This window comes from Nonomuraea candida (assembly GCF_000725485.1).
GTDB lineage: Bacteria > Actinomycetota > Actinomycetes > Streptosporangiales > Streptosporangiaceae > Nonomuraea > Nonomuraea candida.
In genome coordinates, this window is record NZ_KL647032.1 from 127,591 (window position 1) to 139,031 (window position 11,441).

The 11,441-nt window shown below is 73.4% G+C and carries 9 protein-coding genes and 1 pseudogene; 5 read left to right on the forward strand and 5 right to left on the reverse strand.

Annotated features, from left to right (window positions below):
- Positions 1 to 424: pseudogene (locus tag IO39_RS58605) on the forward strand (hypothetical protein); the annotation flags it as partial.
- A 146-nt stretch (positions 425 to 570) separates the two neighbouring features.
- On the opposite strand, the gene IO39_RS47930 reads toward IO39_RS58605, so the two are convergent.
- Together IO39_RS47930 and IO39_RS47935 are read right to left on the reverse strand one after the other, a co-directional pair.
- Positions 571 to 1,938, reverse strand: coding sequence for a sensor histidine kinase (locus tag IO39_RS47930; protein ID WP_043640321.1), 1,368 nt, complete (start codon positions 1,936 to 1,938; stop codon positions 571 to 573).
- Between the two features lie 421 nt (positions 1,939 to 2,359).
- A complete protein-coding gene (locus tag IO39_RS47935) occupies positions 2,360 to 3,364 on the reverse strand; it encodes a LacI family DNA-binding transcriptional regulator (protein WP_052424303.1) in 1,005 nt (334 codons plus the stop codon).
- 205 nt (positions 3,365 to 3,569) lie between these two features.
- Between IO39_RS47935 and IO39_RS47940 the strand changes: the two genes are divergently transcribed.
- Positions 3,570 to 4,361: a ThuA domain-containing protein gene (locus IO39_RS47940; protein WP_043640322.1), complete on the forward strand. Its 792-nt coding sequence runs from the start codon at positions 3,570 to 3,572 to the stop codon at positions 4,359 to 4,361.
- Between the two features lie 46 nt (positions 4,362 to 4,407).
- Positions 4,408 to 5,535, forward strand: coding sequence for a Gfo/Idh/MocA family protein (locus IO39_RS47945; protein ID WP_052424304.1), 1,128 nt, complete (start codon positions 4,408 to 4,410; stop codon positions 5,533 to 5,535).
- Between the two features lie 23 nt (positions 5,536 to 5,558).
- On the opposite strand, the gene IO39_RS47950 is transcribed toward IO39_RS47945, so the two are convergent.
- Together IO39_RS47950 and IO39_RS47955 are read right to left on the reverse strand one after the other, a co-directional pair.
- Complete coding sequence (locus IO39_RS47950; RefSeq protein WP_043640324.1) at positions 5,559 to 6,968, reverse strand: S28 family serine protease; 1,410 nt, start codon at positions 6,966 to 6,968, stop codon at positions 5,559 to 5,561.
- Positions 6,969 to 7,090: 122 nt separating this feature from the next.
- A complete protein-coding gene (locus IO39_RS47955) occupies positions 7,091 to 7,690 on the reverse strand; it encodes a TetR/AcrR family transcriptional regulator (protein ID WP_043640326.1) in 600 nt (199 codons plus the stop codon).
- 83 nt (positions 7,691 to 7,773) lie between these two features.
- Here IO39_RS47955 and IO39_RS47960 point away from each other — a divergent pair, with 83 nt between their 5' ends.
- Positions 7,774 to 8,154: a DUF4267 domain-containing protein gene (locus IO39_RS47960; protein ID WP_245642687.1), complete on the forward strand. Its 381-nt coding sequence runs from the start codon at positions 7,774 to 7,776 to the stop codon at positions 8,152 to 8,154.
- A gap of 98 nt (positions 8,155 to 8,252) precedes the next feature.
- Here IO39_RS47960 and IO39_RS47965 read toward each other — a convergent pair whose 3' ends face one another.
- Positions 8,253 to 10,163 (reverse strand): DUF2264 domain-containing protein, encoded by a 1,911-nt coding sequence (locus tag IO39_RS47965; RefSeq protein ID WP_052424305.1) that lies wholly within the window; start codon positions 10,161 to 10,163, stop codon positions 8,253 to 8,255.
- A 177-nt stretch (positions 10,164 to 10,340) separates the two neighbouring features.
- Here IO39_RS47965 and IO39_RS47970 point away from each other — a divergent pair, with 177 nt between their 5' ends.
- On the forward strand, positions 10,341 to 11,423 hold the full coding sequence (locus tag IO39_RS47970) for a LacI family DNA-binding transcriptional regulator (RefSeq protein WP_043640330.1): 1,083 nt from the start codon (positions 10,341 to 10,343) through the stop codon (positions 11,421 to 11,423).
- Positions 11,424 to 11,441: the final 18 nt, after the last annotated feature.

Below are 11,441 nucleotides of genomic sequence, written 5' to 3' on the forward strand. Positions count from 1 at the left end.
CGAGTGCTACCTCTACCACTCGTTCATGGAGACCGAGTCCGACCCCAAGGTGAAGAACATCTGGGAGCTGCACCTCAACATGGAGCTGGAGCACCTGCGACTGGCGGCCGAGCTGTTCAAGAAGCACGACGGCCGTGACCCCGAGCAGGTGTGCGCGCCGGAGCTGCCCGCGCCGGTGACGTTCGAGCCCAACAAGGCGTACCTGCGTGAGCTGATCGCCACCCAGATCGACTACACCACTCTGGGCACCGGCTACGTGCAGGAGGCCCACGAGCGGTTCGAGAAGATGCAGGAGGCGCTGATGGGCGGGGAGAAGGCGCCGTCGGAGCGGATCATCGAGGAGAACCGCGCCAAGTCGGGCCGGGAGTACCGGCTGCAGACCGAGGGCGAGCACCCGGTCAGCAGCCTGGCCTACAACCGCTGAGCCGCCTGTAGGCCATCCGCCGAGCGGCCGTCGCCGGTCACCCTCCGAGCGGCCGCCGGTTCAGCCGCCGGGCGGTGGCCGGGTCCCGCAGCCGTCCGGCGGCCCGGAGCCCTCCGGCGGGCCGGGGGCGGGAGCACTTCGGGGGGTCAGTCCTCGTAGGTGGGCAGGCGCAGCACGAATCTGGCGCCGGTGTCGGAGTCCTCGATGCCGAGCGTGCCGAGGTGTGCCGTGGCGATCTCGCGGGCGATGGGCAGCCCGAGCCCGGTGCCGCCGGCGTCGCGGCTGCGCGAGGCGTCCAGGCGGGTGAAGCGCTGGAAGACGATCTCGCGGTGCTCCGGCGCGATGCCGGTGCCGTCGTCCACCACCTCCAGCACGGCCTCCTCACCCTGCCTGCGCAGGGTCACGATGATCTGCGTCTCGGCGTGCCGCTCCGCGTTGTCCAGCAGGTTCGTCAGCAGGCGGGCCAGTTGCAGCCGGTCGCCGTTGACGACCACGCCCGTCTCCAGGGTGGTGGCCACCCGCTTGCTGCGCGGCCGGGCGGCGACCTCGCCCGCCACCAGCTCGCCCAGGTCGAGGGGCTCGCGCTCGTCGGGGGCGCCCGCGTCCAGCTTGGTCAGGGTGAGCAGGTCGGACACGATGGCCTGGAGCCGGTCCAGGCTGGTCAGCACCTCGGCGCCCGTCTCACGCCAGTCGGTCTCCTCGGGGTGCAGCAGCGCCTCCTCGATCTGGGTGCGCATCGCGGTGATCGGGCTGCGCAGGTCATGCGAGGCGTCGCCGGCGAACCGGCGCTGCCGCTCCATCGCGGCGCGCTGCTGCTCCAGCGCCGACTCCAGCCGCTCCAGCGTCCTGTTGCCGGTCTCGGCCAGCTCCTTGATCTCGTCGTCGTTCTCCGGCACCGGCACGCGCATCCCGCCGCCGCCCGCGCTGATCTCGGCCAGCTTCCTGGTGATGGCGCTGACGGGTTTGAGCGTCCTGGCCACGACGCGGGAGACGCCGAACCAGGTCAGCGCGACCAGCGCCGCCGTCACGCCGATCTGGAAGAGAAGCACCTGGGGGCTGACGTACCAGGGCACGGCGGGCCCGAGGGCGTAGATCACCCAGTCGCCCTCCGGCTGGTACGCCACCAGCGCCGCGACGATCTTGCACTCTCCGGGGAACCGGGGCAGGTCGCACAGCTCGGCGTACTCGTTGGCCTGACGGGGGCGCGGGATCACGGTCGTCAGGCGCGGGGCGCCGGCCAGATTGGTGCTCCAGGCCACCGGCCGGCCCGCCGGGTCGACGACCTGGAGGCCGTCGAGCCCCTCGGCCCGCAGCACCCGGGGCAGCCGATCGTGCTTGACCATGAGCAGCACGGGCAGGGCCTTGCCCGACACCTCGTGCGCCCTGATGTCCATCGCCTCGCCGTGGATGGCGAACAGCACGGACACGCTGACGACGATGTTCAGCAGCACCATCGCGACACTGGCGAACAGCGCCAGCCGCGTACGCAACGACCGGCCCAACCGTCTGCTCACGCGTTTCCCCCGAGGATCAGCAGAACACAGTCGTCACCTTCGCCGCGAACCTCGGGAGATTCCCCGACAAATACGGTTAAGCAGGGACCGCCCGCAACCAAGCGGGACCGCCCGCAGACCGAGCAGGACCACCCCCGACGCGATCGCGGAACCCGTCACCCCGGCCACCGCACGGCCGGAAGCCTCACCGGGCCCCCGGCCGCCACCGCATGGCCGGAACCCGTCACCCCGCCCCCGGCCGCGCACCCCGGCCTCGCCCGCCAGGCCGGGCGCGCAGACCACGCCGTCGTACGCCACCGCGAAGCGCCCGGTGACGTACGCGGTGACGGCTTCCCGGTTGATCCTGAGCTGGCGGAGCCGCTCGGCCCGCTCCTCGACCTCGTAGGTCAGCGGCGCGGCGCCGGGCCCGGCGCGCAGGGGGTCAGCGGCGCGGAGGCGGGCCCACCGACTCCCCCGGCACCAGCGTGCAGGGCAGGAGCACGCTCGGCGGCGCGTCCTGGACCCCTTCGAGCTGGTCAATCAGCGCCTCGGCGGCCAGGCGGCCGAGCTGCGGCGCCGGGGCGGCCATGACGGTCAGGGACGGCTCGATCATCTCGCCGAGCTCGCGCGTGGTGGCCGCCGAGATGACGGACAGGTCGGCGGGCACGGCCCGGCCGAGCGCCCTGACGCCCTTGACCAGCCCCGCCGAGGCGCCCTCGTTGACGAGGACGACGGCCGTGCGCTCGGGGAACTCCTCGCACAGCGCCCGCGCGGCCTCCCGCCCGCCGGCCGACGTGCCCTCCACCGCGATGACGGCGGGCGGATGGCCGAGCGGCGCGATCGCGTCGAGGTAGGCCGACTCCACCCGGGCGATCCGGCCCGGCTCGTGGCCCGTCCTGGGCTGGGTGACCAGCGCGATGCGCTCGTGCCCGTGGCCGCGCAGGTGCTCGACGGCCTGGTGGACGGTGGTGGCGAAGTCGATGTCGACGTACGGCGGGTCGTCGTCGCCGGTGCGGCCGATCAGCGTGAACGGCAGCCGCGACGCCACCAGCCGCTCGACCCGCGAGTCGCGGAAGCGCACCTCCATGAGCAGCGCGCCGTCCACGAGCCCGCCGGCGAGCAGGTGGGACATCTGGTCGTCGTCGTTGACCGGCCACAACACCAGGTCGTAGCCGCGCTCGCGGGCGCCCTGCGCCGCCCCCATGACGAACTGGATCACCGTCGCGTTCGCCCGGGACTCCAGGTCGGGGTGCAGCAGCGCGAGGATGCGCGTGCGGGAGCTGGCCAGGGCGCGGGCGACGACGTTGCGGCGGTAGTTGAGCTCCTCGATGGCCGCCTCGATGCGGGCCCGGGTCTCCGGCGCGACCCGCTTGGTGCCGTTGATCACGAAGGAGACCGTGGCGATGGAGACGTTGGCCCGTTCGGCGACATCGCGCATCGTGACCATGGACGGCGCCTCCCGGCCGGCTCATCAGGGGCGTGGAGCACTGCGACTATATCTCCGGTCCGCGGGCGCTTGACCCGTCATTGACATCACCGGCTCAGCAGCGCACGATACTGCTCAGGCGAGCGCGGTTAAGCGGTTAAATCGACCACTGGCCGCCGGTCATGCCGTCCGCGGGCCCGCGCCCCTATGACAAGGGAGTTGACGAATGAACGACGCGCCCATCCGCGTCCTGGTGTGGGGCGAGAACCGGCACGAGCGCGCCGAGCCCCACGTGGCCGCGATCTACCCCGACGGCATGCACAACGCCATCCGGCGCGGGATCGAGGACAGGCTGGGCGCGCGGGCGAGCGTCTCCACCGCCACCCTCGACGACCCCGAGCACGGGCTGACGGAGGAGGTGCTGGCCGCCACCGACGTGCTGACCTGGTGGGGGCACGCCGCGCACGCCGAGGTGTCGGACGAGGTGGTGGCGCGGGTGCACCGGCACGTGCTGTCCGGCATGGGCCTGCTGGTGCTGCACTCCGGCCACTGGTCGAAGATCTTCACCAGGCTCATGGGCACGACGTGCACGCTGCGCTGGCGCAGCGAGAACGACCGCGAGCTGGTCTGGACGGTGAACCCTGCCCACCCCATCGCCCGCGGCGTCCCGCACCCGATCGTGATCCCCGCCCAGGAGATGTACGGCGAGCAGTTCGACATCCCCACGCCCGACGAGCTGATCTTCATCAGCTCCTTCACCGGGGGCGAGGTCTTCCGCAGCGGGTGCACCTTCCGCCGCGGCAACGGCCGGATCTTCTACTTCAGCCCCGGCGACCAGGACTACCCCGTCTACCACCATCCGGACGTGCTCCAGGTCATCTCCAACGGCGTCGAGTGGGCGGCCGGCGACCCGGCCCGGCGCGCGCTGCCGACGCTGCTGCGGTACGAGACGGGCGACTTCTTCAACGGTCACGACTACCGGGGCGCGATGCCCGACCAGGAGACGGAGGCGCGGTGACCGCGTTCGCTCGCGCGAAGGCCGGCTCGGGGTGCGCGGAGGCGTCATGGTGACCGGCTTCTCCCCCGTCGCCGATCCGGGGCGTCCGCTGCGCGTCGTGCAGGTCGGGGCGGGCGCGATGGGCCTGGCCTGGCTGCGCACCCTGACCGCCGACCCCGGCGTCGAGCTCGTCGGGGTGGCCGACCTCGACGTCGATCGCGCGCGGGCGGCCGTACGCTCGGTCGACGGCTGCGCGGCCGAGGTGGCCGCCTCGCTCGGCGAGCTGCTCGCGGCCACCGCGCCCGACGCCGTCGTGAACGTCACCGTCCCCGCCGCCCACGGCGCGGTCACCATGGAGGCGCTCTTCGCCGGGGTGCCCGTCCTGTGCGAGAAGCCCGCCGCGCCGACCCTGGCCGAGGCGCTCGCGCAGGCCGCGGCGTCCGAGGCGACCGGGCGGCTGCTGATGATCAGCCAGTCGCGCCGGTACTTCGCCGCCCTGGCCGCCTACCGGGCGCGGATCGCCCGGCTCGGCCCGCCCGGCCTGCTCACGACCGGGTTCTTCCGCGGGCCGCGCTTCGGCGGGTTTCGCGAGGAGATGGCCCAGCCGCTGCTGGTGGACATGGCCATCCACGCCTTCGACGCGGCCCGCTACCTGCTCGGCTCCGAGCCCGTCTCGGTGGTGTGCGAGAGCTGGAACCCGGCGTGGAGCTGGTACCGCGGCGACGCGTCGGCCACGGCCACGTTCCTCTTCGAGAGGGACGCCCGGTACGTGTTCACCGGAAGCTGGTGCGCCGACGGGCAGGAGACGTCGTGGAACGGCGAGTGGCGGGCCGTCGCCGCCGGCGGCACGGCGACGTGGGACGGCGAGCGGCGCGTCGCCTCCAGCGCCGAGGGCGCGGCCGACGTGCCGCCGGGCGCCCACGAGCAGATCGCCGGGGCGCTCCTGGAGTTCACCGGCGCGCTGCGCACGGGGGTGACCCCGTCGGGGAGCATCCACGACAACGTGGGCAGCCTGGCGATGGTGGCGGCGGCGGTGCGCTCGGCGGAGTCCGGGGGCGCCCGGGTCACCATCGGGGCGCTGCTCGACCAGGCGTACGAGGAGGCGCTGGGCCTGCCCGTACGGGAGGAGGTGCGGGCCGCGCTGGCGTCCTGGGACGACCCGGCCACCGCGCTCGCCACCGCCAGGAAGCGGTGACGGCGCGGTAGCCGCGCCGGGCGTCAGCGGGTGTGGCGGTCGGGGAGCATGTCGTCGGCCGGGAGGTCCGCCGCCTCCGGCGACCGCCTGGCGGGCGGCGCCCCGGCCCAGCGCAGCAGCGTGGCCGTCGCCGCCGCCCGGTCGGCCTCGGACAGCAGCGCGATGGACGCCCCGTGGTTCGCGCCGGGCGCGACGTACAGGTGGGAGTCACGCCGGCTCGGGGTGAACCGTTCGGCGCTCCACGGGTCGTTCTCGCCGTAGACGAACAGCATGCGCTCGGCACGGGTCCGCACCCAATGGTCCACGTCGAGCATCGGCCTCGGGTCGTGCCGGGAGCGCAGGGCGGCGGGCAGCACCGAGTTCGGCTGGTAGAGACCGGGGTGGCGGGTCAGCCCGCGCAGGTGCCGGAAGGCCAGGTCGGGCCAGCCGAGCTGGGTGGCCGCCTGGTAGTAGTACGGGAGGTAGTACTCCAGGCCCTGGTCGGTGTAGAAGCCGAAGGACGCGACGGCGTCGATCCAGGCGTACAGCTCCTCGTCCGTCGCCGTCGCGGCCGGCACCGAGGCGCAGTCGGCCTCGTTCCGGTACTGCCAGAACGCCCAGACCGTGTCGAGCACCGTCATCTCGAACGAGCGGTCCGCGCTGCCCAGCGTGCCGGCGAAGGTGTAGCCGTTGCGCGCCGCGTCGGCCTCCAGCAGCGCCACCATCCGGGCGCGCCGCTTGAGCGCCTCGCGCTGCACGTTCGCCAGCGCCGTACGGCAGGCTCCGGTGCCGACCCGGGCGAAGAACCGGTCGTAGGCGCGGTCCTCGACGTTGACCGGGTCGTCGGGCGCGACGTAGGCGACCACGCCGTCCACGTCATCCGGGTAGAAGCGGCGGTGGTAGACGGAGGTCATGCCGCCCTTGCTCGCCCCGGTCTGGAGCCACTTGCCGGAGTAGACGGTCTTGAGCGCCCGGACGATCCGGTGCTCGTCGGTCGCCTCCTGCCAGATGGTCAGGTCGTCCCAGTCGGCCGGCGACGGGCGCGAGGAGCGGAAGAAGCGGTGCTCGACGGAGACCTGGTTGCCGTCGAGCAGCCGGGTCGGCTCGGTACGGGAGGCCGTGGGGTTCACCGGCAGGCCGTACCCGCCCGTGTAGAGCACGACGGGCGCCTCCACCGAGCGGTGCAGCAGGGTGAGGCGCTGCTGGAAGGCGCCCTTGCCGGGATGCCTGTGGTCGACCGGCTGCGTGTAGCTCAGCACGAAGAACCGGTAGCCGGACGGCCGGGTCTCCGACACCACGGTGAGTCCGGGGATGGCCTTGAGCCTGTCCAGCAGGTCGTCCTGGGAGGCCGGCCGGGTGGCGGGCTGCCGGGCGGCGGCCGGGAGCGCGTTGAGCGTGAGGGCCGTCGCGACGGCCATCGCGGCCGCCAGCGCGGCCAGGAACCGGGATCGCACGGTATGCGGCTCCTTAGGAGGAGGGCCAGTACCGCCCGAACGTATACCGATCATCCCGTCCCGAACAGCTCACCTCACACCGCCCCGGACGCGGCCCGGCACACCGCGCCGTCCGGCCCGGGTCAGGTGGTGAAGCGGGCCAGGAGGAGCGCGAGCCTGCGGTCGTGCTCGTGGCGGGGCAGGCGGCCGCCGCGCGTGAGCGTGGCCAGGCCGTGCAGGGCGGCCCAGAAGGTCTCGACCAGCAGCCCGAGATCGTCGTCCCCGGCGTACGGGCGCAAGGCCTCGACCAGCTCGTTGAAGGCCGCCCAGAGCGGGGCCGGCGCCTCGGGGGTCGCGAACGGCAGATCGACGTCCTGGCGGAACATCGCGTCGTAGAGCGCGGGCCGCCGCTCGGCGAACGCGGTGTACGCCCGCGCGACCCCCGCCAGGCCCGCAGCCGGATTCACCCCCTGACCCCCGGCGGCGCCCTCGGGCGGGGTGGTGCGGGCCGCGCGCAGCTCTTCGGCCATCTCGGCGAAGCCCTCGACCGCGACCGCCGCCATGATGGCGCCCTTGCCCTTGAAGTGGCTGTAGAGCACGGGCTGGCTGTATTCGACGCGTTCGGCCAGCCGCCGTGTCGTCACCGCCTCCCACCCCTCGGCCTCGGCCAGCTCCCGGGCCGCCGTGATGATCAGCTTCTCCCGCTCGGCACGCTCGCGCTCCCGGCGCGTCTGGATTGACATGACACCAAATCTAGCACCGCTAGCGAATCTGTCGGCGCTCGTGCTAGCGTCGTTCTCGTTCCTAGCACTGCTAGTACTTGGAGATGGACGTGCTCACTTTCGTTGCCTACGGTCTGGCCATCGCGCTCAACCTGATGATCGTGTTCATCGGGGCGCGCTTCCTGCTCGCCCCCCGGGCCGCGGCCGCCGGCTACGGGGTGCCCGCCAAGGCCGACGGCGATGCCGCGTACCTGACGATCAAGGGGGTGCGCGACGGCACCTACGGCCTGGTCGGGCTGGCGCTGCTGGCCTTCGCCGGGCCGGCCGCCGAAGCCTGGTTCATGCTGGTCGTGGCCTTGGCGCCGCTGGGCGACACGCTGATCGTGCTGCGCCATGGCGGGTCGAAGGCGGTCGCGTTCGGCGTCCACTTCGCGACCGCCGTGGCCATCCTCATCACCGCCGCGCTGCTCTTCGCCGTCAGCTGATGGCAGCGCCCAGTCCCCCGGGCCGCCCGCGCCCGCCGCCGCGCGGCCCGCGCGGCGCCGACGGGTCCAGCGGGACCGGCCGTGCGGGACGGATTGTGTCAGCGGGTCTGGCCGGCGCGGCGTTCGCAGGTGGGGACGCCGGCCAGGTGGACGGTCGCCGTCTCCCCGTCCGGCAGGGACAGGACGACCAGGTCATCGCCCTCGACGCGGACGCCGGGGAGCGGCGGCTCCTCCTCCGCCGCCGACAACCAGATGAGGCTGACGTAGACGGCGGTGCCGCCGGGATGGGCCGAGGCGAGGGCGTACGGGGTGGCCGAGTGGACGCCGAAGGCGTTGGCGCCCTCCGCCGTCACCACCCCGGTGCCCGTGTAGCCGTGCAGGGCGCGTACCGCGCTGGCCAGCCCGTCGGAACGGCGGGCCAGCGCCATGAACGGCCCCTCGCCCGAGCCGGCCGGGGACCCGACCGGTCCGTGACCCGAGCCGGCCGGCGGGTGCAGGGCGGGCGGGATGGGGGCGGCCAGGGCGTGGCCGCCGTCGCGGACCTGGTGACCGGCCGGGGCCGTGACGCGGTGGACCCTGATCTCCGCCGCGCCGGCCACCACCGAGGCCGTCACCACCCGCACCGGGCCGTCCTCGTAGGCCGAGGCGGCGAAGCGGTCCGACACGGTGAGCGGTTCGATGAGGCGGCGCAGCGAGGCGGTGCCGTCGGGGGCGATCACGGCCAGGTGGTTGTCCACGCCCTGCGCCTTCTCCCCCACGTCGGGCCCGGTGTGGGTGGTGTAGGCGAGTTTGAGGTAGTAGGGGTCGGGGAGGCCGTTCGGGTCCTGGATGCGGTCGCGGTCGCTGCCGTGGTTGACGAGCCGTACGATGCCGTCCGCGCTGGTGGTGTGGAGCAGCCAGCCCGGCGCGGGCAGGGCCAGCGCCTGGTCGGCCAGCTCGACCGGGGCCGGCTCCTCCGGCGCGGTCCAGACGGGATGCTCGGGCGGCAGGAGGAGGCCGAGGAACGCCTTGCTCGCCCAGTACGGCGACGCCGGGCCCGAGTACGCCTGCGCGATGGGCGGGAAGGCGTCATACCAGCCGAGGGAGAGCAGGCCGCGCTCGTCCGGCGCGCCGCGCTCGGCGAAGTGGCGCAGCGCGCGGCCGGCGATGCGGCGGGTCCGGCCGGGCGGGAGAGGCGAGGCGCCCGTCAGCGCGCCCAGCCACAGCGGCGCCACGGTCGCGAACCGGTAGGTCAGCGAGCGCCCCTGGTGCACAGGGCCGCCGTCGGCGGCGAAGAAGTGCTGGTACTGGTCGAGGAAGCGGCGCAACCGCCGCGCGTACAGCTCCTGCCTGGCCGTGTCGCCGGCCATCCTGGCCCACAACGACGGGTAGAGGTGCAGCGCCCAGCCGCAGTAGTAGTCGAAGTTCTTGCCCTTGCCGTCGGAGTACCAGCCGTCGCCGGCGTACCACTCCTCGATGCGCTCCAGCCCGCCGGTGATCTCGCCCGGTTCGTACGGCCCGCCCACCCCGGCCAGGAACTGCTCGACGACCACCCGGAACATCACCCAGTTGTTGTCCGGGGTGCGCCGCCCCAGGAACCCCGCCAGCCACGCCACCACCCGCTCCTGCTCGCCGGAGGACAGCCGGTCGAACAGCCACGGCCGGGTCTCGTGCAGCGCCAGCGCCACCGAGGCCGCCTCGACGAGCTGCTGGGACATGTCGGTCAGGGCCGGCCACGCGTACGGGTGCGCGGGGTCGGTCCCGGCGGTCAGGCCGCTCGCGTACCGCTCGATCAGGGCCGGGGGCACCTCGCCCCGCGCGCCGGCGATCCGGAACGCGGCGAGCAGGAACGTGCGCGCGTAGCCCTCCAGCCCGTCGCTCACCGGCCCCGACCTGCTGGCCCTGCCGGGCAGGCGGTACTGGGCGAAGCCGTCGGTCGCGTACGGCACCACGGCGTCCAGCAGGCGGTCCGCCATCGCCTCCCAGTACGCGCGGGTCCGGCCTGACAGGAGTTCATCCGGCAGTGACATAAAACGCATACTAGGCCACCGATCCCGAGAAATGGCGGGTGAATTGACCTCTTTGCAGTAATCGTTTCACTTCCCTGAATCCCCGGCATGCCGGAGAGCAGATTTGACACCGCGACAGCCCGGAGGGAAGCATGTGTGTAAACGGTTTACTAGCTTGTTTCACCCGCTGGAGGCGAGATGGTGCGGCGTGCGGCGTCCGAGGGCGAAGACCGGCGGCCGACGACGATCCGCGACGTGGCCGCGCACGCCGGCGTGTCCGTGGCCACCGTCTCCCGCATCCTGTCCGGCACCTACCCCAGCGCGCCCGCCACGCGCAGCAAGGTCATGCGGGCGGTGCGCGAGCTCGACTACGTGGCCAACGCCAACGCCCGCAACCTGGCCGGGGCCAGCAGCCGCAGCGTGGCCATCATCGTCAACTCCGTCGTCTCCCCCCACTACGCGCACGTCGCGCAGGGCGTGCAGACGCAGGCCGCGCTAGAGGGCAAGCTGTGCATCGTCGGCACCACCGGCGGCGATCCCGAGCGCGAGCTGGCCACCGTCCAGCTCATGCGGCAGGAGCACGCCGAATGCGTGATCCTCGTGGGCAACGTCGTCGCCGACGACGCCTATCGGGAGCGCATGGGCGACTACGCCCGCGCGCTGGCGCTGGCCGGCTCGCGGCTCGTCCTGTGCGGCCGTCCGGCGCTGGGCCCCGACGTGCCCGCCCTCGTCGTCGAATACGACAACACCGGCGGCGCGTACGCCATCACCAGCCACCTGCTGTCGGCCGGGCACCGGCGCATCCTGTTCCTCGGGCGGCGTGCAGGTCACACCACCCCCGACAGCCGCATCGCCGGCTACCGCAACGCGCTCGCCGACCACCGCGTGCCGCACGACCCCGGCCTGGAGCTCGACGGCACCATGGAGCGCGGCGAGGGTTACCGCATGATCCGCCAGCGGCTGGAGGCCGGGCCGCCCGACTTCACCGCCGTCTTCGCCGTCAACGACCAGATCGCGGCCGGCGCCCGCCAGGCGCTGCGCGAGCAGGGGCTGCGCGTGCCCGACGACATCTCGATGGTGGGCTTCGACGACCTGCCGCCCGCCGCCGACATCGACCTCACCACCGTGCACGTGCCGCACGAGGAGCTGGGCCGCACGGCCGTGCGCATGGCGCTCGAACGCGGCCGCGACAAGACGGGGCAGGCCGAGCACGTCATGCTCGGCACCCACATCATCGTCCGCGACTCGGTCCGCCCCCTCCGCCCCACCCCCCAGCCCTGACCCCCCGCAGCCCTGACC

What these genes read in the sequence shown, in the direction of transcription:
- IO39_RS47935 (WP_052424303.1), bottom strand. Translation starts at nt 3,364, where the DNA reads ATGGTCACGATGCGCGATGTCGCCGAACGGGCCAACGTCTCCATCGCC.
- IO39_RS47940 (WP_043640322.1), top strand. Translation starts at nt 3,570, where the DNA reads ATGAACGACGCGCCCATCCGCGTCCTGGTGTGGGGCGAGAACCGGCAC.
- IO39_RS47945 (WP_052424304.1), top strand. Translation starts at nt 4,408, where the DNA reads ATGGTGACCGGCTTCTCCCCCGTCGCCGATCCGGGGCGTCCGCTGCGC.
- IO39_RS47955 (WP_043640326.1), bottom strand. Translation starts at nt 7,690, where the DNA reads ATGTCAATCCAGACGCGCCGGGAGCGCGAGCGTGCCGAGCGGGAGAAG.
- IO39_RS47960 (WP_245642687.1), top strand. Translation starts at nt 7,774, where the DNA reads ATGGACGTGCTCACTTTCGTTGCCTACGGTCTGGCCATCGCGCTCAAC.
- IO39_RS47965 (WP_052424305.1), bottom strand. Translation starts at nt 10,163, where the DNA reads ATGTCACTGCCGGATGAACTCCTGTCAGGCCGGACCCGCGCGTACTGG.
- IO39_RS47970 (WP_043640330.1), top strand. Translation starts at nt 10,341, where the DNA reads ATGGTGCGGCGTGCGGCGTCCGAGGGCGAAGACCGGCGGCCGACGACG.